The sequence below is a fragment of the Lentzea tibetensis genome (assembly GCF_007845675.1).
Lineage (GTDB): Bacteria > Actinomycetota > Actinomycetes > Mycobacteriales > Pseudonocardiaceae > Lentzea > Lentzea tibetensis.
In genome coordinates this window covers 40,814-64,644 of record NZ_VOBR01000001.1, presented here as the reverse complement: position 1 = coordinate 64,644, position 23,831 = coordinate 40,814, and the positions used below count along the sequence as shown (strand labels likewise).

Annotated in this window: 23 protein-coding genes and 1 pseudogene; 11 read left to right on the top strand and 13 right to left on the bottom strand. The window is 68.5% G+C overall.

All coding sequences use genetic code 11. The annotated features are described in order from the left end of the window. The 6 genes from FKR81_RS00305 to FKR81_RS00280 all read right to left on the bottom strand — a co-directional run bounded on the left by FKR81_RS00305 (position 1) and on the right by FKR81_RS00280 (position 6,612). Positions 1-816 carry a carbohydrate ABC transporter permease gene (locus tag FKR81_RS00305; protein WP_146348832.1) on the bottom strand — a complete coding sequence of 272 codons (816 nt, stop codon included), beginning with the start codon at positions 814-816 and terminating at the stop codon, positions 1-3. Then, positions 813-1,793: a carbohydrate ABC transporter permease gene (locus FKR81_RS00300; protein ID WP_146348831.1), complete on the bottom strand. Its 981-nt coding sequence runs from the start codon at positions 1,791-1,793 to the stop codon at positions 813-815. Before FKR81_RS00300 ends, FKR81_RS00305 begins: the two co-directional genes overlap by 4 nt. Continuing rightward, on the bottom strand, positions 1,790-3,076 hold the full coding sequence (locus tag FKR81_RS00295) for an ABC transporter substrate-binding protein (RefSeq protein WP_146348830.1): 1,287 nt from the start codon (positions 3,074-3,076) through the stop codon (positions 1,790-1,792). The genes FKR81_RS00300 and FKR81_RS00295 overlap by 4 nt, the downstream gene beginning before the upstream one ends. A gap of 145 nt (positions 3,077-3,221) precedes the next feature. After that, a complete protein-coding gene (locus FKR81_RS00290) occupies positions 3,222-4,244 on the bottom strand; it encodes a LacI family DNA-binding transcriptional regulator (protein ID WP_146348829.1) in 1,023 nt (340 codons plus the stop codon). A gap of 16 nt (positions 4,245-4,260) precedes the next feature. After that, on the bottom strand, positions 4,261-5,841 hold the full coding sequence (locus FKR81_RS00285; RefSeq protein ID WP_146348828.1) for a Na+/H+ antiporter: 1,581 nt from the start codon (positions 5,839-5,841) through the stop codon (positions 4,261-4,263). Between the two features lie 48 nt (positions 5,842-5,889). Beyond that, positions 5,890-6,612: an AAA family ATPase gene (locus FKR81_RS00280; protein ID WP_235921157.1), complete on the bottom strand. Its 723-nt coding sequence runs from the start codon at positions 6,610-6,612 to the stop codon at positions 5,890-5,892. A 117-nt stretch (positions 6,613-6,729) separates the two neighbouring features. On the opposite strand from FKR81_RS00280, the gene FKR81_RS00275 reads away from it, so the two are divergent. Both FKR81_RS00275 and FKR81_RS00270 read left to right on the top strand, forming a co-directional pair. Beyond that, complete coding sequence (locus tag FKR81_RS00275; RefSeq protein WP_235921156.1) at positions 6,730-7,314, top strand: RNA polymerase sigma factor; 585 nt, start codon at positions 6,730-6,732, stop codon at positions 7,312-7,314. Further along, positions 7,307-8,332, top strand: coding sequence for a CU044_5270 family protein (locus FKR81_RS00270; protein ID WP_146348826.1), 1,026 nt, complete (start codon positions 7,307-7,309; stop codon positions 8,330-8,332). Before FKR81_RS00275 ends, FKR81_RS00270 begins: the two co-directional genes overlap by 8 nt. Positions 8,333-8,390: 58 nt before the next feature. Here the strand turns inward: FKR81_RS00270 and FKR81_RS00265 are convergent, their stop codons facing one another. Further along, positions 8,391-10,082 (bottom strand): CocE/NonD family hydrolase, encoded by a 1,692-nt coding sequence (locus tag FKR81_RS00265; RefSeq protein ID WP_186762663.1) that lies wholly within the window; start codon positions 10,080-10,082, stop codon positions 8,391-8,393. Positions 10,083-10,448: 366 nt separating this feature from the next. On the opposite strand from FKR81_RS00265, the gene FKR81_RS00260 reads away from it, so the two are divergent. The 5 genes and pseudogenes from FKR81_RS00260 to FKR81_RS00240 all read left to right on the top strand — a co-directional run bounded on the left by FKR81_RS00260 (position 10,449) and on the right by FKR81_RS00240 (position 14,818). Beyond that, entirely contained in the window at positions 10,449-11,702 is a 1,254-nt protein-coding gene (locus FKR81_RS00260; RefSeq protein WP_146348824.1) for an FAD-binding oxidoreductase, read from the top strand. 112 nt (positions 11,703-11,814) lie between these two features. Beyond that, on the top strand, positions 11,815-12,687 hold the full coding sequence (locus tag FKR81_RS00255) for an NAD(P)H-binding protein (protein WP_146348823.1): 873 nt from the start codon (positions 11,815-11,817) through the stop codon (positions 12,685-12,687). 51 nt (positions 12,688-12,738) lie between these two features. Further along, positions 12,739-12,954: pseudogene (locus FKR81_RS00250) on the top strand (peptide-methionine (S)-S-oxide reductase); the annotation flags it as partial. 342 nt (positions 12,955-13,296) lie between these two features. Then, entirely contained in the window at positions 13,297-13,758 is a 462-nt protein-coding gene (locus tag FKR81_RS00245) for a hypothetical protein (RefSeq protein ID WP_146348822.1), read from the top strand. Further along, a complete protein-coding gene (locus FKR81_RS00240; protein ID WP_235921154.1) occupies positions 13,751-14,818 on the top strand; it encodes a tyrosine-type recombinase/integrase in 1,068 nt (355 codons plus the stop codon). Before FKR81_RS00245 ends, FKR81_RS00240 begins: the two co-directional genes overlap by 8 nt. 365 nt (positions 14,819-15,183) lie before the next feature. Here FKR81_RS00240 and FKR81_RS00235 read toward each other — a convergent pair whose 3' ends face one another. Together FKR81_RS00235 and msrA are read right to left on the bottom strand one after the other, a co-directional pair. Continuing rightward, positions 15,184-15,681 (bottom strand): MOSC domain-containing protein, encoded by a 498-nt coding sequence (locus FKR81_RS00235; protein WP_146348821.1) that lies wholly within the window; start codon positions 15,679-15,681, stop codon positions 15,184-15,186. Next, entirely contained in the window at positions 15,660-16,157 is a 498-nt protein-coding gene (gene msrA / locus FKR81_RS00230) for a peptide-methionine (S)-S-oxide reductase MsrA (RefSeq protein ID WP_146348820.1), read from the bottom strand. The genes FKR81_RS00235 and msrA overlap by 22 nt, the downstream gene beginning before the upstream one ends. A gap of 381 nt (positions 16,158-16,538) precedes the next feature. Here msrA and FKR81_RS00225 point away from each other — a divergent pair, with 381 nt between their 5' ends. Beyond that, a complete protein-coding gene (locus FKR81_RS00225) occupies positions 16,539-17,030 on the top strand; it encodes an NUDIX hydrolase (protein ID WP_146348819.1) in 492 nt (163 codons plus the stop codon). Here FKR81_RS00225 and FKR81_RS45925 read toward each other — a convergent pair. Beyond that, positions 16,914-17,708 carry a tyrosine-type recombinase/integrase gene (locus FKR81_RS45925; protein WP_146348818.1) on the bottom strand — a complete coding sequence of 265 codons (795 nt, stop codon included), beginning with the start codon at positions 17,706-17,708 and terminating at the stop codon, positions 16,914-16,916. The genes FKR81_RS00225 and FKR81_RS45925 overlap by 117 nt on opposite strands. Before the next feature lie 38 nt (positions 17,709-17,746). Here FKR81_RS45925 and FKR81_RS00215 point away from each other — a divergent pair, with 38 nt between their 5' ends. Next, on the top strand, positions 17,747-18,757 hold the full coding sequence (locus FKR81_RS00215) for a hypothetical protein (protein ID WP_146348817.1): 1,011 nt from the start codon (positions 17,747-17,749) through the stop codon (positions 18,755-18,757). 43 nt (positions 18,758-18,800) lie between these two features. Here the strand turns inward: FKR81_RS00215 and FKR81_RS00210 are convergent, their stop codons facing one another. From FKR81_RS00210 to FKR81_RS00200, 3 genes are all read right to left on the bottom strand, one after another. Continuing rightward, positions 18,801-19,028 carry an STAS domain-containing protein gene (locus FKR81_RS00210; protein WP_186762661.1) on the bottom strand — a complete coding sequence of 76 codons (228 nt, stop codon included), beginning with the start codon at positions 19,026-19,028 and terminating at the stop codon, positions 18,801-18,803. Positions 19,029-19,422: 394 nt separating this feature from the next. Next, on the bottom strand, positions 19,423-19,827 hold the full coding sequence (locus FKR81_RS00205; protein WP_146348815.1) for an ATP-binding protein: 405 nt from the start codon (positions 19,825-19,827) through the stop codon (positions 19,423-19,425). Positions 19,828-20,001: 174 nt separating this feature from the next. Next, positions 20,002-21,210, bottom strand: a complete 1,209-nt coding sequence (locus tag FKR81_RS00200; RefSeq protein ID WP_146348814.1) for a PP2C family protein-serine/threonine phosphatase — start codon at positions 21,208-21,210, stop codon at positions 20,002-20,004. A 57-nt stretch (positions 21,211-21,267) separates the two neighbouring features. Between FKR81_RS00200 and FKR81_RS00195 the strand changes: the two genes are divergently transcribed. After that, positions 21,268-21,552, top strand: coding sequence for a hypothetical protein (locus FKR81_RS00195; RefSeq protein WP_146348813.1), 285 nt, complete (start codon positions 21,268-21,270; stop codon positions 21,550-21,552). Between the two features lie 1,631 nt (positions 21,553-23,183). Next, positions 23,184-23,831, top strand: coding sequence for a hypothetical protein (locus FKR81_RS00185; RefSeq protein ID WP_146348811.1), 648 nt, complete (start codon positions 23,184-23,186; stop codon positions 23,829-23,831).

Below are 23,831 nucleotides of genomic sequence, written 5' to 3'. Positions count from 1 at the left end.
TCACCCCTTCACGGCACCCTGCATGATCCCGGCGACGATCTGCCGTCCGAGGACGATGAACACGAGCAGCACCGGGATCGTGGCGAGCGTGGTCCCGGCGAGCACGAGCGAGTAGTCGACGTAGTAGCCGCTCTGCAGCTTCTCCAGCGCCACCTGGATGGTCGGGTTGTCGGCGTTCAGCACGACCAGTGGCCACAGGAAGTCGTTCCAGGACTGCATGAACGTGAACACACCGAGCATGGCCGCTGCCGGCCGCGCGGCGGGCAGGCCGACGTGCCAGAACACCCGCCACAGGCTGCAGCCGTCCATCCGCGCGGCCTCGACCAGCTCGTCCGGCACCGCGTCCACGAGGTACTGGCGCATCCAGAAGACCCCGAACGCGGTCACCAGGTTGGGCACGATCACGGCCTCGAGCTCGCCCGCCCAGCCGAACTCCGCCATCGCCATGTACAGCGGGATGATGCCGAGCTGCGTCGGCACGGCGAGCGTCGCGATCACGAACAGCAGCAGCGCGCCGCGGCCGCGGAACCGCAGCTTGGCGAAGGCGAACCCGGCGAGGCTCGACAGCAGCACCACGGAGATCGTGACCGTGCCGGAGACGATGATGCTGTTGCCCAGCGCCTTCCAGAACGGGATGGTGTCGACCACCCGCGACGCGTTGCGCAGGAAGTTGCCGCCGGGGACCAGCGTGAAGTCGCCGGTGAGCGCGCTGTTGTCCCGGCTGGCCACCAGGAACGACCAGTAGAACGGGAACGCCGACCCGAGCACGAACGCGGCCAGCAGGCCGTAGACGGTGAACGAGGGCCTGCGGGTCATCGCCGCACCTCCGACGACGTCGACGCGAGCCGCCTGGTGAGCAGGAAGTTGAGGCCCGCGATCACGATCACGACGAGGAACAGCACCCAGGCGATCGCGGAGGCGTAGCCGAGGTCGAAGCTCTGGAACGCGGACTGGTACAGGTAGAGCACGACCGTCTGGTACTGGTTCTCCGCGCCGCCGCCGCTGCCGCCGGACGGGTCGAACAGCTTGGGCTCGGTGAAGATCTGCAGACCGCCGATGGTCGACGTGACCACGACGAAGATGATCGTCGGACGCAGCATCGGCAGCGTGATGCTGAAGAACCGCCGCAGCGCGCCCGCGCCGTCGACGAGTGCGGCCTCGTGCACCTCGCGCGGGATGGCCTGCATCGCCGCCAGCACGATCAGCGCGTTGTAGCCGGTCCACCGCCAGTTGACCATGGAGGCGATGGCGAGGTGGCTGCCGAACGTGTCGGCCTGCCAGTCGACCGGCCCGATGCCGACCGCGGTGAGCACCTCGTTCACCAGGCCGTACTGCGGCCCGAACAGGGTGCCGAAGATGATCGTCAGCGCGACGAGGCTGGCGACGTAGGGGAGCAGCACGCCCATCCGCCACGCGGTGCGGGCGCGCAGGTTCGCGTTGAGCAGTGCCGCGAGCAGCACGGCGATGATGATCTGCGGTCCGCTGGAGAGCACGAAGATGCTGAACGTGTTGAACAGCGCGTTCCAGAACTGCTCGTCCCCGACGAGCGTCGTGTAGTTCTCGACGCCGATGAACGCCGGGTCGTCCGCGCCGAGCTCCCAGTCGAACAGCGACACGTAAGCCGTGTACAGCAACGGGAACAGGCCGATCGCGGCGAACAGGACGAAGAACGGCGCGACGAAGAGGTACGGCGACACCTTCGTGTCCAATGCGGACAGACGATGCCGTCGCGGGGGCCGCGGGCGGGCCTCCTCCGCCCGCCCGCGGTCCACCGGTGTCAGCACGACGGTCACTTGGCTGCCTTCTCGGCACCCTCGACCGCGGTCAGCCACGCCTCACCGGCGTTCTTGCCCTGTTCGACGGACTGCAGCGCCGGGCTGAACACGTTCTCCTGGAGCTGCCCGTCGGCCGGGCCCTTGTACTGCGCGGCGGCGACCTTCCCCGCCTGCGCGGCGAACAGCGCGCCCGCCTTCACGTCGCCGAAGTAGGGGTTCGTCTGCTCCAGCAGCGCGGGCGACTTCAGCGCGTCGACCTGGCTGGGGAACGTGCCCTTGGCCTGGAACGCCTTGATCTGCTGTTCCGGCGCGGTCAGCCAGGCGGCGAGCTCGGCGGCCTTGGTCGTGTTCTTGCCCTGCCTCGGCACGGTCAGGTACGAGCCGCCCCAGTTGCCGCCGCCGTCCGGGAACGCGTCGGTGACGGCCCACTTGCCCTTGTTCTCCGGGCCCGCCTGGCTCTCGATCACGCCGAGCATCCACGACGGGCACGTCTTCGTGGCGAACGCGCCGGTCTTGAACCCGGTGTTCCACTCGGGGCTGAACGCGACCAGCTTCGCGGACTGCCCCTTCGCGACGGCCGACGTGACGGCGTCCCAGTCCTTCCTGATGTCCGGGTTCGTCTCGACGACCAGGTTGTCGGACTTGTCGAAGTAGCCGACCTCGTGCTGGTTGTGCATGGCGTTGAAGATCTGCGCGGCGTTGTCGAACCAGGCGACGCCACCGGAGCGGGCGGTGAACTGCTCACCGGCCGCGAAGTAGCTCTCCCACGTGGCGAAGAGCGCCTTGACCGCCTCCGGGTCCGACGGCAGACCGGCCTTGTCGAACAGGTCCTTGCGGTAGCACATCGCCAGCGGCCCGATGTCCGTGCCGTAGCCGATCAGCTTGCCGTCCCTGGTGGTCGCGGCGGCGGTCTTCCAGTCGAGCCAGCGGTTCGTGGAGAGGTCCTTCGGGCCGATCTCCTTGAGGTCGTTGAACTGGCTCGCCTTCGCCATGACCTGGCTCAGGTAGCCCTCCTCGACGGCCTCGACGTCGGCGAGCCCGGATCCGGCGCCCAGCTTGGTGAACAGGTTCTGGTGGTGCGGCCCGCCCTGTCCCGTCTTGCGCTGGGTGATCTTGATGTCCGGGTGGGCGGCCTCGTACTCGGAGAACAGGCCTTCGTAGCCGAACTCGTTGAAGGTGGCGATGGTCAGCTCGGTCCGTCCGTCGGCGGTCTGGCTCGCCCCGCCCGAACCGCAGGCGGTGACGGCGGCGGACGCGGCGGCGGCACAGACCAGCACGCTGACCCAACGGCGTGGTCGCACGGAGAACTCCTCTGGTCTCGGCAGGCAGATTCTGGGAGCGCTCCCAGACGTGGAGGAGTGTGACTCCGGTCATTCGAGGGTGTCAAGGGGTGAAACCGCAGGGCGACTCTGCCGTCCGGGTCGATTTCTGGGAACGGTCCCAGAGTCAGGCGCTCGTGCGACGTACCAGCGAGGTGGGCAGGAGCAGCGATGGTGGCAGCCCGTCCTCCCCGGCCAGCTCGGCCAGCAGCCGCCAGGTCATCGTGCGGCCCAGCTGTTCGACGTCCTGCCGGACGGTGGTCAGCGGTGGCGTCGCCGTCGACGCCAGCACGGAGTCGTCGAACCCGACGACCGCGACGTCCTCGGGGATCCGGATGCCCCGAGCGTGCAGCACCTGCAACGCGCCGAGCGCCATGATGTCGGCCGCGACGAAGACCGCGTCGAGATCGGGCGCCCTGCCGAGCAGCTCGTCCATCGCGCGGGCACCGCCCTCGGGCGTGAAGTCGCTGTGCACGGCCAGATCCGCGGCCAGCCTGGCCTCACCGAGCCCGCGCCGCCAGCCGCTGAGCCGATCCGCGCCGACCGCCATGTCGCTCGGGCCCGCGATCGTCGCGATCCTCTTGCGCCCGAGGGAGACCAGGTGGCGCGCGGCCTCGAGCGCGCCGTTGAAGTTGTCCGCGTCGACGAACGGCACGGGTGTCGTGCTGAGCGGCCTGCCGCCGACCACCAGTGGCAGGCCGATCTCGTGCAGCCGCCCGAGCAGCGGGTCGTCGCCGTGCAGGCTGATCAGCAGCGCGCCGTCGACGTGGCCGCTGCCGAGGTAGGCGACGAGGTCCTCGACGTCCTCCGGCTGGCTCATCATCATCAGCAGCTGCATGTGCCGCCCGGCGAGCTCGGCGTGCACACCGCGGAGCACGCCGGCGAAGAACGGGTCGCTCAGCACCCGGCTGCCCTGCTCGGACACCAGCAGCGCGATCGCGTTCGCCCGGTTGCCCGCCAGTGAGCGGGCCGCCTGGTTCGGGCTGTACCCGAGGTTCGCGATCGCCTCGTGCACCGCGTCGCGAGCCTTGGCGCTGACGTACGGCTCGCCGTTGATGACCCGCGAGACGGTCGACTTCGACACCCCGGCCACGCGGGCGACTTCTTCGATCCGCGCGCCGGGACGCCGGGGCTTCGCCGTCTCGGTCATGCGGTCATCCTAGGAGCTAGTCGTCCACCTCACGTCGGGACAGGCGGACCTCTTCCACGTCCAGCTTGGCCTGGATGAGGCGCAGCACGGTGTCGTCGATGGTGCGTTCGTCGCGCAGCCGCACGACGGTGGCGCGCTTGTGCGCGATCAGCTCCAGCCGCAGCGCCGAGTACTCGGCCTCGGCGCGCCGCAGCGGATCGTCGGTGTCCGGGTTGGCGCGCACCACCTCGAGGTGGTGGTCGTACTCGGCGCGCACCCTGGTGACCACCGGCTCGCTGACGCCGAGCTCGGCGGCGAGGCGGGGGAGTGCCTCGAACGCGGCCTCCGACGCGGTGGCCTCGGCCAGCCTGCGCTCCTCGTCCAGCTCTGTGTCGGCGGGCAGGTGTGCCCAGCGCACGACGAACGGGAGCGCGAGCGCCTGGAGCACCAGTGTCACCACGACGACGCCCGAGGTGATCAGGACGATCTGGTGCTGGCCGGGGAACGGGGTGCCGTTGTTGGTCATCTCGGGCACGGCGAGTGCCGCGGCGAGCGAGACGGCGCCGCGGAAACCGCACACCGCGCTGACGCTGCGCTGGCGGGCGCCGACGCGGCGCAGTCGTTGCTGCGGACGGCGGTCGAGCGCTCTGATGATGTACGGAGTCGTGTAGCTCCACGCCCATCGCGTGCCGATGACGGCGGCGGACACCAGTGCGATCGCGCCGAGCGCGCCGCCGACCTCGGCGGTCGTCAGGTCGCGCACCGCGCCGTGCGCCTGGAGTCCGATGAGGACGAACAGGGCGCCGTTGAGCAGGAACGTGGCCAGGCGCCAGAACGCCTCGGCCTGCTGGCGGGTGTCGGCGCGGATCAGGCGCGGGCCGATCTGGCTCAGCGCCAGGCCGCAGATCACGACCGCGAGCACACCGGATCCGTGCACCACTTCGGCGGCCAGGAACGCGGTGAACGGCGTCAGCACGCTGACCACGTTCTCGTGCACCGGGTTGTCGAGCCGCCGCCGCACCTGCACCGCCAGCCACGCGACGAGCAACCCGGCCAGTGCGCCGCCCGCGTAGGCGAGCAGCAGGCGCCAGGCGACCTGACCCGTGCTGAGCTGGAGCTCGCCCATCGTCACGCCGACGGCGATCCCGTAGATCACCAGCGCCGTGCCGTCGTTGATCAGGCTCTCCGCGCGCAGGATGGTCATCGTGCGGCGGGGCAGCCCTCGCGCGATCACGCCCACAGCCGTCGCGTCCGTGGGTGCGACCGCCGCGCCGAGCACCCACGCCGGCCCCCAGTCCAGGCCGAGTCCGTGCGCCACCCACGCCACCGCACCGGCCGTCGCGACCACGAGACCGGTGCTGAGCAGCACGATCGGCCGCAGGTTGCTGCGGATCTCGCGCAGCGACGTGGTCAGGCTCTCCCAGTACAGCAGCGCCGGCAGGAACAGCAGCAGCATCACCTCCGGCGGCAGGCTGATCACCCGCAACGCGGGCACGAAGCCCAGCGCAGCGCCGCAGAACACGAGCAGGACGGGTGGAGCGACGCGCAGCCGACCGGCCACCGCGCTGCACACCAGCACGCACACGCCCAGCACGACGACGAGTTCCAGACCCAGCACGACTACCTCCCGGGGTGGCCACGTGCGACCAACCTAGGCAGACAGACGTCAGCCGACCAGGTGCCGCAGGAAGCGGTTCGGGTCGGCGAGGAAGCCGCGCGTCATCGCGACGGGTTCCGCCTCGTCGTACTCGACGCGTTCGATCGCGCCGTCCGCGTCGATCTGCAGGATGCGCGCGCCCGGCACGGCCAGCACGATCGGGGAGTGCGTGGCGATGACGAACTGGCTGCCCTGCTCGACCAGTTCGGCGATGCGGGCGATGAGCGCGAGACAGCCGCGGGGTGACAGCGCGGCTTCCGGTTCGTCGAGCAGGTAGAGCCCGTTCGGGCCGAAGCGGTGGGTGACGAGCGCGAGGAACGCCTCGCCGTGCGACTTCTCGTGCAGCGAACGGCCGCCGTACGCGTCGACCACGTCCAGCCGTTCGATCTCGGACGCCACGTTGTAGAACGACTCGGCGCGCAGGAAGAAGCCGTTGCGCGGCTTGCGGAGTCCCCATTGGACGATCAGATCGTCGCCGAGGCTCGACTCGGTCGCGCGCGTGGCGAAGCGGAACGAGCGTGAGCCGCCCTCCGCGTTGAACCCGGCGGCCACGGCGAGCGCTTCGACCAGAGTGGACTTGCCCGCACCGTTGTCGCCGACCAGGAACGTGACGCCGGGGTCGAGCTCGAGCTCCTCGCCGACCAGCGAGCGGACCACCGGCAGCGTGAACGGGTACCGGCCGGTGTCCGCGTCGGGCGCGAGCCGCACGTGCCGGATGAAGCCTGCGGTCAAGATTCCCCCTCCGAGTCCACCCCGACGGTACGCGCGGCGGTTTCCCGGAGTCCCCTCGATGATGTGGCGGTGACCACACGCCGGGAACGCGGGGGGCAGGCGCGGGCAGGAACCGGTGTGCGAAGCGACGTGGCGCCGATGACGCCGATACGACCACCGGCACCGCCGGTGCTGGACGAGGACTCGCTGCTGACGCTGTACGAGTCGACCGCCGCGAGGCTGCACCGCTACGTGGCCAGGCGCGTGGGCGCCGACGCCGCGCAGGACGTGGTCTCCGAGGCGTTCCTGGTGCTGTGGGACCAGCGCGCGGGCCAGCCGTTCGCCGCCGACGCGGCGCGGGCCTGGCTCTACGGGGTGGCCACGAACCTGCTCCGCAGACACGTGCGTTCGGAGGAGCGCAAGCTGCGGGCGTGGAGCCGGGAGCACACCGCCCGGACCGACGTGGCCGACATCGGTGACCAGGCCACCGCGGTGGCCGACGCGGCGCTGCTGGCGGGGCCGCTGACCGGCTGGCTGGCCGACCTGCGGATCGAGGAACGCGAGGTGCTGCTGCTCACCGCGTGGGCGGAGCTCGCGCCCGCCGAGATCGCGGTCGCGCTGGACGTCCCGGTCGCCACGGTGCGCACCAGGCTGCACCGCGCGCGGGCCCGTCTGCGCACCCGCATCGCCGAGACCGACACCAAGGGGGAGAACCATGCGTGACCAGTCACTCGACCAGCTGCTCGACGCGGCACTCGGCCACGCCGTCGCCGACGAGCCGACGTTGTCCGAAGTGGACGTCGCGAAGGGCAAGCTCGAACTCGCCACGGCACTGCGCATTCACAGGCAGGCGCCGAAGCGCCGCACGCCGTGGCTCGTGGCCGCAGCGGCCGTCGCGGTGCTGAGCGCGGGCGGCCTCGTGCTGCAGACGGTCGATTTCACCGGCAACGGCCCGAGCTCGACCGCGACGGCCGCCGAGTCGCTCAACCGCGCCGCCGACCTCGCGGCAGGCGTGTCCGACCAGCTGCTCTCGCCGTCGCAGTACCGCTACGTCCGCAGCCGCTACCGGGGCATCACCCTGAGCTGGGGCACCGACGAGGCCTACGCCAGCGGTGTGCTGAACGAGGCGTGGATCCCCACCGATCCGCGCCAGGAGTGGATGGAGCGTCAGGTCGACGACGGCCCGACCGAGTGGCTGCCCGGCCACGAGGGCACCGGCACGCCGCCCGGCAACGGCGGCCGCAACGGCGAGTTCCGCGCACGCTGCGGCAACTTCGGGTACTTCTCGGCCGACACCCCGGACCGCTGCACGCACGGGGGCTGGAACAACCCCACGCCCGAGTTCCTCGCGGCGCTGCCCACCGACCCGAAGGAACTCTACCGGCGCCTGGTCGCGGACGGCCGCAACGGCGACGCCGGTGCGCTCACCCTCGTCAGGGACGCGCTGACCAGCGGCCGCATCCCCGCGGCCCAGCGGGCGCTCCTGTACCGCGCGCTCGCCAACGCGGCAGGCATCCAGATCACCGACAACAGGGCCAACCTGGACGGCGCCGAGGGCATGGCGCTCGGCATCCGCGTCGGCGAGGACTTCCAGGAGATCATCATCAACCCGGCCGACGGCGCGTTCATCGGCTGGCGCGAGGTCGTCGCGGTGGACGGCGTGCTGAGCAAGGGCACGGTCCGCCAGTCCAGTGCCACCACGACCGGGGTCGCCGACGTGCTCGGCACCCGACCCAACTAGAGCCAACCAGCGAGGTGTGGTCCACGTGCTCGGGGCGCGTGGACCACACCGGTTCCCGCTAAGTGATCACTGCACCGCCGACCACCGGCAGCACGACCTTGCTGACGCCGAGCGAGACGTTCAGCAGGCCACCGGCCGCCGCGCTGTCCGCACCGACGTAGCCGGTGTGGTTGGTGACGATGACGATGCCGATCCGGTGACCCGCCGGGATGACGAAGTCCTTCGGGTGCATCCGCCAGGTCACGTCCACGGTTCCGCCGGTGGGCACCGGAGTCGCGACCTCGAGCGAGTTGCGGTTCTTGGCGTCGATGGTGCCCTTCGACAGCATCGTCGCCGTGACGGCCCGCACCGAGACGGCCGCGGGCCGGGCGCACCCGGTGCGGTCGCGGAGATCGGCCTGGGTGCAGGTCTCCGTGGACAGCTCGATCGGGGAACGGTCGGTCATCACCCGCTGCGTGCCCGGTCCGTAGTCCACCAGCAGCGCGGTGAGCGGGACCGATGCCCGGTTCGACGCGATCCTGGTGGTCACCCTGACCTCACCGGACAGCTTGGCCGGTTGGCTCAGCGGTGCGGTGACGTAGGCCAGCCGTCCCGCGGTGGCGGTCTCCGGGTTGGCCATCATGGCGGACTCGGACAGGTTGGTGTTGTTGGCGAGCTGCTGCGTCTGCCCGGTGCCGGTGGGCGTCGCCGTCAGCGATCCCGAGAACCCGCCCGCAGCCGGTCCGAGGAACAGCGTGGTGTCCTTCGTGCCGGGCTGCGGCCAGTTCGCGTACTGCTCCCAGCTGCCGTTGGGGCGCTGGACGTCGGCCATCGGCTCGCGCATGATCCCGTTGTCGACGCCCTTGAGCCAGTAGTCCATCCACAGGCCCATGACGCGCTGCCACTCGGCCTGCCGGAACCCGATGGGGTCGAGGTGCCCGCCGCGGTGCAGCCAGATCTTGCGCGGCACGTTGCGCTTGGCCAGTTCGCTCCACCAGCGGCCGAAGTGCGACGTCTTGACGTTCCAGTCGGCCTGGCCGTGCACCACGAACACCGACGCGGACACGTTGCCAACGGTCTGCTTGTAGTCGCGGGTCTTCCAGAACGACGTGTAGTCGTAGGTCTCGTCGCCGTCCTCGCGCACGAGCCGGTCCATCACCGGTGCGCACTTGGCCTTCTGCTCGGCGCTGATCACGTAGTTGGCGAGGTAGCGCGGGTAGTTGCTGGTGTGTCCGCTGTAGCCGATGCCCTGGTCGCGGGAGTAGTCGTACCAGCTGGAGATCGCCGCGATCGGGACGATCGTCTTCACGCCGGGGATCGCGGCCGCCGCGGCCGCGTTGGGCAGGGTGCCGTTGTAGGACACGCCGAGCATGCCGACGTTGCCGGTGCTCCAGGTCGCGGTCGCGGGCCGTCCGTCGGCGTAGAACGCCTTCGCGCGACCGTTGAGCCAGTCCACCACCGCGCGCACGCTCGCGGTGTCCTCGGGGCCGCCGGTGGTCGGGCAGCCCGTGGAACGGGACGTGCCCTGCATCTCCACCTCGACGACGGCGTAGCCGCGCGGCACGAAGTACTCGTCGTACCAGCGCTTGAACCCGCGCGGCACGTCCCGCTGGGCCTTCGCCGCGGCACCGAGTCCGTAGTAGGGGCTGGCTTCCATGACCACGGGCACCTTGGCGCCCGAGTCCGGCCGCATGACGTCCGCGGCGATCCGGTCCTTCTGCCCGTCGCTGTCGCTGTCCATCGCGGACTCGACGTAGACGGTCTCGGACACGGCCGCCAGTTGCGAATTGACAGGCTCCGCTTGGGCTAACGGTGTTGCGATTGTTCCTGCCGCCAGCAAACCGGCCAGAGCGGTTGCGACAGCATGCGCCCTCCGCATGAATTCCTCCATTTGCGGCCCGCTCAAGCAGCAGGGATGCACAAGTCGGGGGCCGCGCAAGGAAATCTCACCAAGCCGGTTGACGTGTTCACACCAGCCGAAGGATTTAAACGGTTGCCGGTTATTCCCCAATGCGCGCAGGCGGGTTAGCGCGTTCGGCGCACTCGGGTCACGTCCGGGGAGTTCGGCTCGTCGTGTCGATCCGGCGCGCGTCCGTTCGACGCAGGGGTGAGCGCACCTACGAGGAAGGCCACGCCGATGAACCAGCAGCTGATCGCCCGGCCCGTCGCCGACCTGAGCCGCCTCGTGCGCGGACCGGTGCACCGTCCCGGTGACGACGAGTACGACACCCAGCGCGCGTCGCTCAACCCGTCCTTCGACGCCCACCCGTGGGTCATCGCCGAGGCGACCAGCGCCGCGGACGTGCGAGCCGCCGTGGCCTGGGCACGGGTGCACGACCTGCCGGTCGCGGTGCAGTCCACCGGGCACGGCACGCACGTCCCGTCCGACGGCGGCCTGCTGCTGAAGACGACCCGGATGCGGACGGTGCTGGTCGACCCGGACCGCCGGATCGCCAAGGTCGGCGCCGGCGCGGTGTGGGGTGACGTGCTGGCCGCTGCCGCGCCGTTCGGGCTGGCGCCGGTGTCCGGCTCGTCGCCGACGGTCGGCGTCGCCGGCTTCACGATGGGCGGCGGGCTGGGTTCGTTGTCGCGCAAGCACGGCTTCGGCGCGGACAACCTGCTGCGCGCCGACGTCGTCACCGCCGCGGGTGACCTGGTGACGGCGACCCCCGACCGCAACCCCGGCCTGTTCTGGGCGGTGCGCGGCGGCGGTGGCAACTTCGGCGTGACGACGTCGCTGGAGATCAGGCTGCACCCGGTCGCCGAGGTCTTCGCCGGGCAGGCGCTGTTCCCGATCTCCCACGCGGCCGCGCTGCTCACCGCGTACCGCGACTACGCGCCGGTCATGCCGGACGAGCTGACCTGCACGATCGCGCTGTTCGGCGGCTACGTGGCGGTGCGGGCGACCTACCTCGGTGACGAGGGCGAGGCCCGGCGCGCGTTGCGTCCGCTGTGGCCGGGTGCGCCCGTGCGGGACACGTTCGCCGAGGTGACCTACCCGCAGGCGAGCGTTCCCGGCACCGCACCGCGCAACTTCGAGCTGTTCACGTCCGTTTCGGACGAACTGGTGGACACCGTGATCGGCGTGGCTTCCGCGGCGAACGCCGTCGAGGTTCGGTACTGGGGCGGCGCGATGGCCCGACCGGCCGCCGGAGCAGGTCCGGTCGGGCACCGCGACGTGCCGTTCTCGGTCACCGTGGACGGTCCGGAGAGCGCCGCGTCGAGCCTCTGGCCGCACGCGACGGGCGGCTCGTTCCTGAACTTCCTGCACGACCCGGCCGCCGTCGAGACCGCCTACACCGCGGCCGACTACCAGCGGCTGCGCGAGATCAAGTCCGCCTGCGACCCGGCGAACGTGTTCCAGCACAACATGAACATCCGGCCCGCCTGAGGAGTCACGGGGTGACCGGGACGGTGGTGAGCCCGCGGACCGCGCGCGTCACCGTGTACGACGTTCGGGTTGCCGGAGCACTGGGACGTGGTTGATCGCTAGCGTCGACGGCATGACTGACTACGCGGTCGTCGTCACCGGGGCGACCGGGAAGACCGGGCAGCACGTCGCGGCCGGCGCGGTCGCGCGCGGGTGGCAGGTGCGCTCGGCGACGAGGTCCGCGCCGCCGCACGGCGACTGGTTCCCGCTCGACTGGGACGACGAGTCGACGTGGGCGCCGGTGTTCGCCGGATGCGACGCCGCCTACGTGATCATCCCGTTCAACCACCCCGGCGCCGCGGAACGCACACCGCGGCTCATGGAGGTCGCCGCGTCGTGCGGTGTGCGCCGGATCGTGCTGCTGTCGTCGCTCGACGTCGACAGCGCGGAGCCGGACAGCCCGCTGCGCGCGGCCGAGGCGGCAGTCGGACGGCTGCCGGTGCGCTCGGCGATCCTGCGGCCGACGTGGTTCCTGGACAACTTCACCACCGGCTCGTTCCGCGGCATGACCCAGGCGGGTGAACTGAGGCTGCCCGCCGGCGACGGCCGCATCCCGCAGATCGACGTGCGCGACGTCGCCGACGTGGCGGTGGCCGCGCTGGCGGACGGGGGACCGGAGGGCGTGCTCCCGCTGACCGGGCCCGAGGAGCTGGACCACCACCAGGTCGCCGCCGCGCTGTCCGAGGGGCTGGGCAGGCGGGTGACGTACACGTCGGTGCCGGTGGAGGAGTTCGTCCAGGTGCTGACGACCCACGGATTCTCGCGGGAATACGGCGTGTTCCTGGGCGCGGCGCTCGCCGAGGTGGCGGCCGGGCGGCTGCGGATCCCGGTCGCAGGCACGGTCGAACGCGTGACCGGCAGGCCCGGCCGCACCGCGCTCGAGTTCGCGCGTCACCACGCGTCGGTCACGGGTCACAGCCCGCTTCGGGATGACGCGGGGGCGTGACGGTGTTGAGCTGGGTGCGTATCGATCTGAAGACGAGGAGCGTGCGACCACATGGCCACTGTTTCCGAGAGGGCTGTCCTCGCGGGCGGCTGCTTCTGGGGCATGCAAGACCTGTTCCGCCGTCACCCCGGCGTCATCTCCACGCGGGTGGGCTACACGGGCGGTGACGTCCCGAACGCCACCTACCGCAACCACGGCAGCCACGCCGAGGCCATCGAGATCGTCTTCGACCCGGCGCAGCTGTCCTACCGGCAGGTGCTGGAGTTCCCGCTTGCACACCCACGTCCGGGACTGATCCCGTAGCAGCGGCACTTCGAGCGCCCGTGCGACCCTGTGGGAGTCGCACGGAATACCACCCGGCTCGTCCCGGTAGGCAGTACCGCGGGGACGCCCATGAGTGACGGAATCGTCCCGGCGCTCGAGTTCGGCCACGCCTTGGCCGAGCGAGCCTCCGCGTCCGGTGATGGACCAGTGAACGGTCCTTCGGGCTCGTCGGGACCGTCGCACGCAAGACGCGCAGTGGACCTGAGGCGGACCGAGGCACCCGGACTCGGCGAAATGCCCGTCGTGCAACGGAAGCACCGGTATCGACGGCGCTACGCGGTGGTGATGCTCGACTCCGACGGCAGGCTCACCGACCAGCGGCTGTTCTCACAGCTGGGGTGGACACCGGGCACACGAGTCGACATCGGCGTGAGCGACAGCCATGAGATCGTCGTACGCCGTGACAATCAGGGCACCTGGACGCTGACCGCCCGCAACATGCTGCTGATACCCGCACCATTGCGACACTGGTGCGGCTACGACGCCGGCGACCCGGTACTGGTGGTGGCGGTACCGTCGATGTCCGCCGTGGTACTGCACAGTTTGGAGACCTTGGATCAGGCGCTACCCGATCCCAGAAGGATCGTGGAGCGGATGCGTCCCGCCGGTGCGCCGCCTGGTCTCGACGTTCCGACGACCCCCGACTCTGCTGACGCCCCTGAGGACGGCGAGCTCTCATCCGGGCGTGGGCCCCATGTCGACAACCGGGCCCAGGATGCGGCAGGTTCAGGAGATGGCCGTGGGTAGCACCCAGGCCGACGTGCAGGTGTTGGTCCAGATGATGCAGCACTTGAACGTGGAGCCGGAAGAACTCCTGGCTGCCGCGCGGCCGCAGAACATACCGACCTTCGAGCAGTTCATGCCCCTCGTGCGTGACGCAGCGCCCCCGGCGTCGCGGGTCATCTACCACGCCTACTGGAACACGATCGTCACATGCTGGGGCACGCGCAGGCTGCACGAGCCGACCCCACGCGATGTGGACGAACTGTACGAGCACGTCCGCGCCATCGCGCAACGACGCCGTAACCACGCCGACGGCGGCAGCGCGGTACATCACACGTATTATGCGCTGCAACGCGTGTACCGATTGGCAGTGGATCAGGGGATTTTGTCGTCGCGGCAGGACCTGATGGCGAGGGTGCCCAAACCCCGCAAAGTCAAGTCTCGGCGTCACGCTTTGAGTCCGCAGCTGTATCAGGAGATCGTCCAGACTGCTGTTAGGACTGGACACGATCCGCGGCTGGACAGTCTGTTGCTTCGGTTCCACCTGGAGACCGCCGCGCGAACCGGTGGCGCTCTGGGTTTGCTTCTGCAGGATTTGGACCCCGATCGGTTGCTGATCACGCTGAGGGAGAAGGGCACGCTGCGTTTTCAGCCGGTCTCCCGGACACTGATGCAGGCGCTCCTCGATCTTGCGGAGGAGCGTGGCGTTAGTGCCAGGACGAGTCCGCTGTTGCGGTTTCCTGACGGCAGGCCGCTGACCAGACGCCGTTATCAGAGGATGTGGGATCGGGTCGGTAAGCACGTGAAGGCCGTTGAAGAATTGAGCATCAGTACACACTGGTTGCGGCACACCACCTTGACGTGGGTGGAGCGCAATTTCGGCACGGCGGTAGCCATCGCCTACGCCGGACACTCCCAGTGGAACCTCTGGCGCGGCTCCACCACGATCTACGTCAAGGCGAGTCTTGAGGAGGTCGCCACCGCATTGCAGGTCCTGACGGGTGAGCGACATCCGCTGGCCTTGGTTGGGTCGTGGACGGTTGAGGCGGATGACGTGCACCCACTGCAGGAGGCCGAACGGTGACCCGGACAACTTGCGACAGTGGCGTCACGATCCCAATTAGGCAAGGGATTGGGGACTTGAGTTGTCTTTGACTCCGTGCGACAAGGTGCGGACGGACTGGCCAGTCTGGCCGGTCTGGCCGAAGATCGTCCGGACATTGTCGAGCTTGCAGCTGTGCACATGAACGTGGAGGCTTTGCGGAGCTTGGTTAGAGCCTCTGGGAGATGTCAGCCAGGTTGGCGCGCAGCATCGGCAGGTAGGTGCCGATGCTGCGCGACCTCATTGCCGTGCCCCTCTTATTCCGACGCTTCGAAGCACGACAGCGGCCTTGAGCATGGTGACCCGGTTGATCGTGGCGGTGATCGTCGGCTTGCGGCGCAACCACTTCATGTGCTCACCATGGTTAACTCCGCCGTCCCGGAGCGCAGGACCCCGTCGTCGAGCGGCACACACCGGATGCCGCCCTTGCCGCGCAAAGCCTTGAAGGCGCCGGGTGCGATCACGGTGTCCATCCATGCACACGGGCTGGCCGGGCGGTGGACCTCGAACCGCACCGGTCCGTCACCACTGTCGAGGCGGAACACGGTGCCCCGGGCCAGCGAGTCGACGTCGAACTCGCGCACCACGACGTTGCGCCGCGCCACCAGCGGGTCCACCGGCCACGGTGCGAGAGACTCGGCCGTGATGAACGTGACGGCCGCGTTGCGGTGCGCCGGGTGGTTGAAGTACCGGTCGCCGACGATCCCCAAGCCGGCGCGGACGACGACCTCGTCACGCGAAACAGGCTCCGGATCGGGACGAGGGCCGTCCGACGGACGGCCCTCGTAGGCGTGCACGGGTGAGACGTGCAGCGCGACGATCTCTACCTCTCGCCGAGCTGCCATTCCGGCCTCACGTAGTGGCACGTGTACCCGTTGGGGTAGCGCTCCAGGTAGTCCTGGTGCTCCGGCTCGGCCTCCCAGAAGTCGGTCGCCTGGGTGACCTCGGTGACGACCTTGCCCGGCCACTTGCCCGAGGCGTCGACGTCCGCGATGGTCGCCTCCGCCACCTGCTTCTGCGCATCGGTGTCGTAGAAGATCGCCGAGCGGTAGCTGGCGCCGATGTCGTTGCCCTGGCGGTTGCGGGTCGACGGGTCGTGGATCTGGAAGAAAAAGGCCAGGATCTGCCGGTAGCTGAGCTTCTCCGGGTCGAACGTGATCTCGATGGCCTCGGCGTGGTTGCCGTGGCGGCGGTACGTGGCGTTCGGCGTGTTCGGGTCGCCGGTGTAGCCGACGCGGGTGGAGACGACGCCGGGGTGGCGGCGGAACAGGTCCTGCATGCCCCAGAAGCAGCCGCCCGCGAGAACAGCCTTCTCCGTCACAGTGATTCTCCTCTGCTCATCGGTGTTCACTCACGAGAACGTTCTGGCTCGCCGGGTTCATCCCCACCAGGTTGTGACGTATCCATTACGGCCACCGGCTACCGCTACGACCACGCCCACGGCTCGCAAGCGGTCGCGTAGCGGCTCATGACATGCGAGTACGTCCACGAGACCAGGGAAAACATGCAGGACGGATCCCGCTGACTGATCATTCGGGACTCGCCGTCACATTGGTAGTGAGCGCGAAGCGGACGCTGCTAACGTCTGACCCCGCCACGGCGGCCGACGCGCTCAACGAGCCGGAGCCAACTCTGTTCTGAACTCCGGCGCCACCCCCGCACGCTGTCGTCCAGTCAGCCGACCGCGAGGAACGCCCGCCGGATGTCCACCACTGCTACCACCCCACGCATCGGCGCTCGGGTGCTGCTGCTCGACGCCAACGACCGCGTGCTGCTCATCCACGCCTGCGATCCGCACGACCGTGGCTATCACTGGTGGGAACTGCCCGGCGGCGGCCTCGACGAGGGCGAGAAGCCGGAAGATGCCGCTCTGCGCGAGGTCGCGGAGGAGACCGGACTCATCATTCCGTCGCTGGGCCGCAAACCGTGGATCCGCGAATCCCGCTTCCACTACAAGGGACGCGACCACCACCGCGAAGTCCACGTCTTCCTTGGCCGCGTCACCGACACCGCGCCGAAGGTAGCCCACAAGCCCACCGAGAACGAGAAGGCCGGGCTGATCGAACGACGCTGGTGGTCAGCAGCCGAACTCCGCCAGTGCACGGACAAACTCCTCCCCGCTCAGCTCCCCGGTCTGCTTGACGATCTCCTCACAGGCGTCCTGAGCGCCATGCCTCTGAGTTTGGTCGACTGACCACGAGTCCAAGTTCGCAGTCGTTAGCTGGCCAGAGCGAACAGGCGGTTCTCGTCGGTGAAGGCGAGGCCGTTCGGGAACTGTGCGGCCAGTGCGTCTTCCCAGCGTTTCTGGAGGCACGTGAGGATCTTGGCTTCGATCTCGGGCGCGACGTGATCGTAGACCTCGCGGATCTTGTCGGAGACCTTTGTGGCCGAGGCGGAGTGCGCGTGCGACTTCGGGGATCCCGTCTCCTATGAGCCAGGTGTTCTGGCTGTGGCGCAGTCCGTGGAACACCAAGCCGGGTTTGACGGGCCGGACGCGGATGAGCGGGGTGGTGATGTGCAGGTTGCCGTCGGCGGCCGGGCGCATGGCGCGGCGCGCGAAGTTGGAGCGGCGTAGTAGCTGATGTTGCGCTGAAACGAAGATGTGCGGATGGTTGTGCAGACCGAGCAGGTACCGCCACATGTCGATGAGGAACGGTGGCAGCGGGACCGTGCGTGCGGAGGCGGCGGTCTTGGGCGGGCCGAGGGAGAGCTTGCCGCCGACTTCGTGCAGGGCGCCGATGTCCGGGTCGATGACGAAGAAGCCGTCGTCGAGGTGGATGTTGGTGCGCTGGAGTCCGGTGAGTTCGCCCCAGCGGGCTCCGGTGTAGGCGGCGCTGATGATCAGGATTGCCGCCCACTCGCCGACCAGCATGGCTGCCTGGAGCGCGATGCGTAGAACTTCCAGTGGCGATGCCCAGATCGCCTCTGGTTTGCGGTGGTGGCGTCGGCGGCCTCGGCGGCGCGAGCACCACGTATGACAACTTCGACACCTGCGGCATCGGTATCTCCATCGGCGACGGCGACCAGATCACCGGCAACAGCATCGTCGACGACCAAGCGGTACCGACCACCTGGTACGGCATCCACATCGGCGCCCGCAAGGCGCAGACGACACCCACCAACACCGTGCTGACCGACCCGCCCAACACCGCGACAGGCGTCATCGGCTCCCTCAACCGCTACGGCGCGTTCGCCCCGCAGCTTCCGACCGCACTCGTCGCGAGCGGTCGCACCACGCTGGCCTGGAACGAGTCGTATCCACTCATGGGCCTGCCGATCGCCGGCTATCGCGTCTACCGCGACGGCCACCCGGTCGCAAACCTGCTGGTGGGCAGCGCCACAGTCCCCGCAAACCTGCTCAGCGACGCAGAGACGGGCTTCGAGACCGATATAGCGGGCTGGACCGCGGGCTCGCGCACCACGCTCAACCGCAACAGTGGCGCGGGTGCCATCGGTACCGCTTCGCTCGCCCTCACCTCGACCGGCTCCGGCCAGATCAGCACCTACAGCCGCAAGCTCCCGGTGACCGCGAGCGCCACCTACACCTCGGTCGCGTCCTTCCAGGCAGGCAGCACCCCACGCCGGATCCGCGCCGGGCTCGCCTTCACCACCGCGAGCGGCGCCGTGAGCCGCCTGGGATCAGCCAACAACGCCACAGTGGACGCCACCACCGACTGGACGACGAGCTACTACACCGCACAGGCCCCGGCGGGCGCGGTGGACGTGCAGGTGTTCCTGATGGTCGAGAACACCGTGGCAGGTGAGGCGCATCTACTCGACCGCGTCGGGCTGGTCATCGGCAGCAGCACCGAGCAGTGGACCGATCCGACCGCCCCGGCGGGCTCGGCCATCTATCAGGTCGTCGCGTATCGCGCGGGCGATGGCGAGAACTCAACGGTGACCACTCTCATCGTCGCGTAGCCAGGTCGGGACCACTCGAACTTGCGATCCAATCCAGCGAGCCTCAGCGCCGGAGAACCGCGCGGGTGCGTGCCACCACGATGAACTCGACCTCAGCGGTCATGGTCGCCTCCCACACGGCCATCAAGGTGGCGAGGCCGGCGATGTCGAGGAAGCTCACCGCGGTGAGATCGACGATGAGATCCGGACCCCGCCTTGCGGACGTGCTCCTGGAGGCGAACGTGCAGTACGGACCACTGCGCAGATCGACCTCGCCCCGCACGGCGATCACGATGGACCCTCGCCGGACAAGCTGTTCTGTGATGGTGGACCGCACGTTCGGCCGTTACGGCATCGCGTCGAGTTGATGACAGATCCTCGCATTGTCGCCTGCGCAGCCTTTCGAATTGTTGCACGTAGATTCTGAAGCGTGAGCGTGCCGCCTCGCGGCAATGAACCATTCGGGCTCTGCCGTGCGTATCCTGTTCATGTAGGAGCAGGGGTGCGTATTGTTGCTCTGGGCCTCGTCCGCTCGAACTTGGGCCGTTGCAGGTGACAGGCGTGGACCACGTCATCACGCTGTTGCCGAATTTGCCCAACGCTCTCGCCGTGCGTGCCCCGTGCCTCGCTGCCACCTCAAAGGCGTCGCTAGCAGTCGGGCAAGGGTTCGACGTCTCCGCCTGAACTCAAGACGTGAGCGAACAGGGGATCAGCGCCCAGACGGACTTCCCGACCGCCCGCTGAACCACACCCCACCGCTTGGCCAGCTGGTTCACGATCATCATTCCACGCCCGCGCGCCGAGTCGGGCGAGGACGGTCGCAGCACCGGCGTCGACGGAGAGGCGTCCTCGACCGAAACAATGACAACGCACGGCTCCGCCGCCGCGCGCAGCCAGAGGCGCGCCGGGAACCGCGCGTGGTCGTAGACGTTCGAAACCAGCTCGGTGACGACCAGCAGCACGTCGACAAGATCGTCCTGGTGTATGCCCGTCAAAGCAGCGTGTGTCCACCTGCGAACCCTGCCCAGATCGGCGACGTCGCGGTCCAGCTCCAGAACGTGCGCCGGACCGGAAGAGGCATTGCTCTTCATCAACGTCACCCTGCCTTTCCGCTGGCGGTCAGGTGCGTGCTGGATGCCCGCTCTCCGTGGTGATGAATCGCTCGGCGGCGAAGCGCACTTGACCGGGGAGCGTTGCGGGGGCGCTCTCGGACCGGCGTGAAGAGGACACGGAGATCCGAGACGCGGTCGAGCACGCCGTCAACTTCACTCGCTGTGGCGAATCGCCACCAACGCGATGTCGTCAGTCGCCGGCTGGTCACCGACCATGGTGGCCATGATCTGGATGCACGCCGCCTCTGGACCCATCGGGGTGACAACCCGGCGCAGTCGCTCCAGACCGGCGTCGAGATCCTGCCCCCGGCGCTCCACGAGACCATCGGTGTAGACGACGATCAGGGAGCCCGGCGGCATCTCGATGGCGCTGCTTCGGCGGCCGGTGCTACCGAGATCGAATCCGATGGGCGGATCGACGTGAACAGCAACGAAGCGGGCCTCGACTCCTGGCACCGCGAGCACCGGAGGCAAGTGGCCGGCCACGGCAAGGCTCATGCGGTGAGCCGCCGTGTCGATGACCGCGTACGCGACGGTGGCCATGGTGTCGTGCTCGAAGTGGCTGGCTTTCCGGTCGAGTTTGCCCAGCACCTCCGCAGGATCGGGGTACTCCAACGCGTAGGCGCGCAAAGCGCTCCTCAGCCGTCCCATGACGACAGCGGCGCGCAGTCCGCTGCCGACGACGTCACCGATCACCACGCCGATGCGGTCACCGGGCAGCTCGAACACGTCGTACCAGTCGCCACCGACGCCGCTTTCCGCGCCCGCGACGTAGCGGGCCGCGAATTCCCAGCCCGCGGTGTTCGGCAGGCGAGTGGGCAGCAGGCTTTCCTGCAACATCGCGGCCGCGGCGCGTTCGGAACGTGTCCGGTCCATGTAGACCGCTACTGCCAGGCGATCGGCGACGAGTTCCAGCGCCTCGATCTCCTCGTCGGTGAACCGGCGTGAGGCGGTGCTGCCGACGTGGACGACTCCGGTCAGCTCGCCCTCGGCGATCATCGGCACGCCGAGCAACGCCCGCAGGCCGTGCTCCCACAGCAGCGGGTTGACCACCGTGGACTCGTCGACGTGTCCGATCTGCACCGGTTCCCGGAGGTGCGCCACACGGCCCGCGAAGCCCCTGCCCACTGGCACCCGCACCCCCTGGAAGACCTCCTCTTCCAGCCCTGAGGTCGCCCTGGCCACCAGCTGGCTGCCGCTTCGATCCACGAGCAGGACGGTGGCGGTGTCGACCGCGAACAGTTCACGGACGCTCGTCAGCAGCACCTCAAGGAGTTTGCCGAGGTCGAGATCCTTGAGCGCTCCGTCCATCACGGCGTCGAGGACGCGCAGGCGGATCGACGAACTCCCGGCGTCAGCCATTCCACCTCCTGCGCGCTGAGCGTGTCCGCGACACTACTTCGTGCGGCTGTCGATCCGATGACCGGCCGCGATCCGTGGCCGGTCGATCCCCGGACGCCGTGGATCGGGCGCGCCGAATGCGAGTCGGTCAACGAGACCGCAGGGATGCTGGTGGTAGGCGCGGCGCTGGCGGCCACTGGCCTAGTAACGGCATGCATGGACTGCAACGACGCACTGGGCAAGGCTGCTGCGGGCTTTGCTATGGCGTCGCAGGTGAGACTGGTCATCGACCTGGCGCGTGTGCCGCTAGCACTGGTTGATCAGTGTTTCGTGCTGGTCGCTGCGACCCCGTTCGGTCGATAGAAATTCCTCAGCGGCGTCGGGCGAAGGAGTGGATCAACGGTCGTCGCGCAACCAACGTTTAGGGTCACTTGATCGCAGTCAAGTGCGCCGAACTGCGTTCAACGTGCCTGTTTTTGCAGGTCAGCGGCCTGTGAACCCGTATCTGGGGGTCAAGGGGTCGCAGGTTTAAATCCTGTCGTCCCGACGGTCTGAATCAGCCCGCTGGTTCTGGGTGAAAGCCCAGGTCGGCGGGCTTTTTCATCCACCCGAAACGATCTTCGCTTGATCATCAATCCCGTGATCAACAGGTGCATGAAGGAGTGAATGAGGAGCCACTGGCTCCTTCGTTTTGACTAACGCCAAGTGGGGTCGTCCACGAACGGGTGAACTTGCTGAACGGCCCTGAATTGGCTTGAACTGACGTAGTCGTCCGCCAACAGACCTGAGTTGCGGGCTCTGCTCTGCGCGGTTTGACGCGGTTTGCGTCCGTTGCTTGCGGCCCCACCTTGGAGCGCGGTGTCATGCGGGTGAAGTGAAGAGGACGTGGAAGGTGATCCCGGGCTGGCCGGCACGGCGCCGCTGCGGGTAGGTCGCGATCTTGCGGCTTGGTGCATCGCCCAGGTGCGCGGAGGGCGACTCGGGGTAGACCAGTCATCGCGTCGCGGTCGACGACGATGCGTGATGGGGGTGGGATTGAGCTGCGCCGCGTTGTCGCGCGCGATCCGCGCCTTGTCGGCTGCGCTCACCGGGAGCTGATCGAGGAACGCACGCGCTTTCGCCATCGATCCGAAGGGATGGTCCGTGGCGAACATGATCCGGTCGGAGCCCGACGCCCGACGGTGTTGTCGTCAGCCGCAGAGCCCCTGAAGTACAAGGCCATGTAGCTCCAACACCAATGGTTGGCGATGAGTACGCTGCGCGAGCTCGTGGGTCAGCACCCGCGACGAAGGCAGCACCGTCTCCGCTCGATGCGGCGTCACAACACGCTGAGCAGCTTCTCGAAGCGCGCCGGGCCGTCGTCGAACTCTTTCACCGTACGGCGACCACAATGCCCCTCCGACCGTCTGTGGGGCGTGCGCGTCGACACACCCGATGGACCACGGCAACCGGTCGCGGTCACGCACCCACGCGAAGCCGATCGTGCCCACCAGCGTGAACGCCACGCCGAACGGCAGCGAGGCCGGCGACTTGCCCGAGCCAAGCACGCCGATCAGCTACGTCAGGAACGCGCCACCGGTGAGCACGGTGAGGGCCCGGTTCATGGCGTCACTCTGCGGTGGCGGGCAGTCCTGGTCAACAGCTTCGAGCAGCACTTCGTCCCGAAAATACCGAGTGGCCAAATCCTGGCCACGCCGTGAAGAAGTGTGGTATTCCACGATAGATCGACTGTTTATCGATTTGTTGCCGGCTTCGCTGAACAGGTAAACGTGGATTGAAACGGATACACGCCTGCGTACGTTCTCCAAGGTGGAACACAGTCGCGAGAACGTGGAGGTAGCCCCTTGCACGAAGATCTCACCGGCCTGCCAGGTGGTCGACGGCGTTGCCCCGACACCGGTCTCGTCGTCGTTCCGGCTGGTAAGACCTCTCTGTGGAGGGTGTACAACAGGAAGTATGGATCACCACTGAATCCACCGCGCAGATGCGGGGACGTGGGCAAGTCGTGGGGAAGATTCGACATCGCGGAGCATGCCACCCTGTACGGCGCGTCCGAACAGCGCGGTGCCTACGTCGAATCACTGGCATACGCGGAGTTGCGCACCAGCGCGTTGCCGTTGCACGAGATCTTCCCAGACGTCGACGAGAACGACGATCCGGTGGCAGCCGACTGGAACACCCTGTTCCACATGTCACCGGGGCGGATACCTGCTGAATGGCGTGAAATTCGGCAGTTGGCGGAGGTGTTCCTGTGCGGCGACGAATACTTCGTGGACCTCGCCGAGGCGGAGAACCTCGGTGTGCTCAGGCGCTCTGTTCGCGAGTGGTCGCCCGCGCGGTATCACTCGAACCGGATCGACCTGTCGGACCTGCTGGGCGGTGATCGGCAGTTGACGTGCGCCGCCGCGGCCTGGCTGTCGACGTGCACGTTGACGAACGGATCCCGGCCACGCGGAGTTCGATACGTTTCCAAGCACGGTGTGAACCTGAGCTGTTGGGCGCTGTGGGCGCCCGTTCGGCACGGCGAAGACGTCGAGCAGGCGGTCCGGCGTCACGTGCGGCGCGGGAGGACTCTTCCGGTCGACCCGGCCGACCGTCAGCTGATGTGGGCCGCCAGCCAGCTCGGCCTCAAGGTGTGGTGA

Bases quoted from the DNA above. Each gene is read 5' to 3' on its own strand.
- FKR81_RS00305 (WP_146348832.1), bottom strand. From the start codon at position 816: ATGACCCGCAGGCCCTCGTTCACCGTCTACGGCCTGCTGGCCGCGTTC.
- FKR81_RS00290 (WP_146348829.1), bottom strand. From the start codon at position 4,244: ATGACCGAGACGGCGAAGCCCCGGCGTCCCGGCGCGCGGATCGAAGAA.
- FKR81_RS00270 (WP_146348826.1), top strand. From the start codon at position 7,307: ATGCGTGACCAGTCACTCGACCAGCTGCTCGACGCGGCACTCGGCCAC.
- FKR81_RS00260 (WP_146348824.1), top strand. From the start codon at position 10,449: ATGAACCAGCAGCTGATCGCCCGGCCCGTCGCCGACCTGAGCCGCCTC.
- FKR81_RS00255 (WP_146348823.1), top strand. From the start codon at position 11,815: ATGACTGACTACGCGGTCGTCGTCACCGGGGCGACCGGGAAGACCGGG.
- FKR81_RS00245 (WP_146348822.1), top strand. From the start codon at position 13,297: ATGCTCGACTCCGACGGCAGGCTCACCGACCAGCGGCTGTTCTCACAG.
- FKR81_RS00235 (WP_146348821.1), bottom strand. From the start codon at position 15,681: ATGGCAGCTCGGCGAGAGGTAGAGATCGTCGCGCTGCACGTCTCACCC.
- FKR81_RS00225 (WP_146348819.1), top strand. From the start codon at position 16,539: ATGTCCACCACTGCTACCACCCCACGCATCGGCGCTCGGGTGCTGCTG.
- FKR81_RS45925 (WP_146348818.1), bottom strand. From the start codon at position 17,708: ATGCTGGTCGGCGAGTGGGCGGCAATCCTGATCATCAGCGCCGCCTAC.
- FKR81_RS00215 (WP_146348817.1), top strand. From the start codon at position 17,747: ATGCCCAGATCGCCTCTGGTTTGCGGTGGTGGCGTCGGCGGCCTCGGC.
- FKR81_RS00205 (WP_146348815.1), bottom strand. From the start codon at position 19,827: ATGAAGAGCAATGCCTCTTCCGGTCCGGCGCACGTTCTGGAGCTGGAC.
- FKR81_RS00200 (WP_146348814.1), bottom strand. From the start codon at position 21,210: ATGGCTGACGCCGGGAGTTCGTCGATCCGCCTGCGCGTCCTCGACGCC.
- FKR81_RS00195 (WP_146348813.1), top strand. From the start codon at position 21,268: ATGACCGGCCGCGATCCGTGGCCGGTCGATCCCCGGACGCCGTGGATC.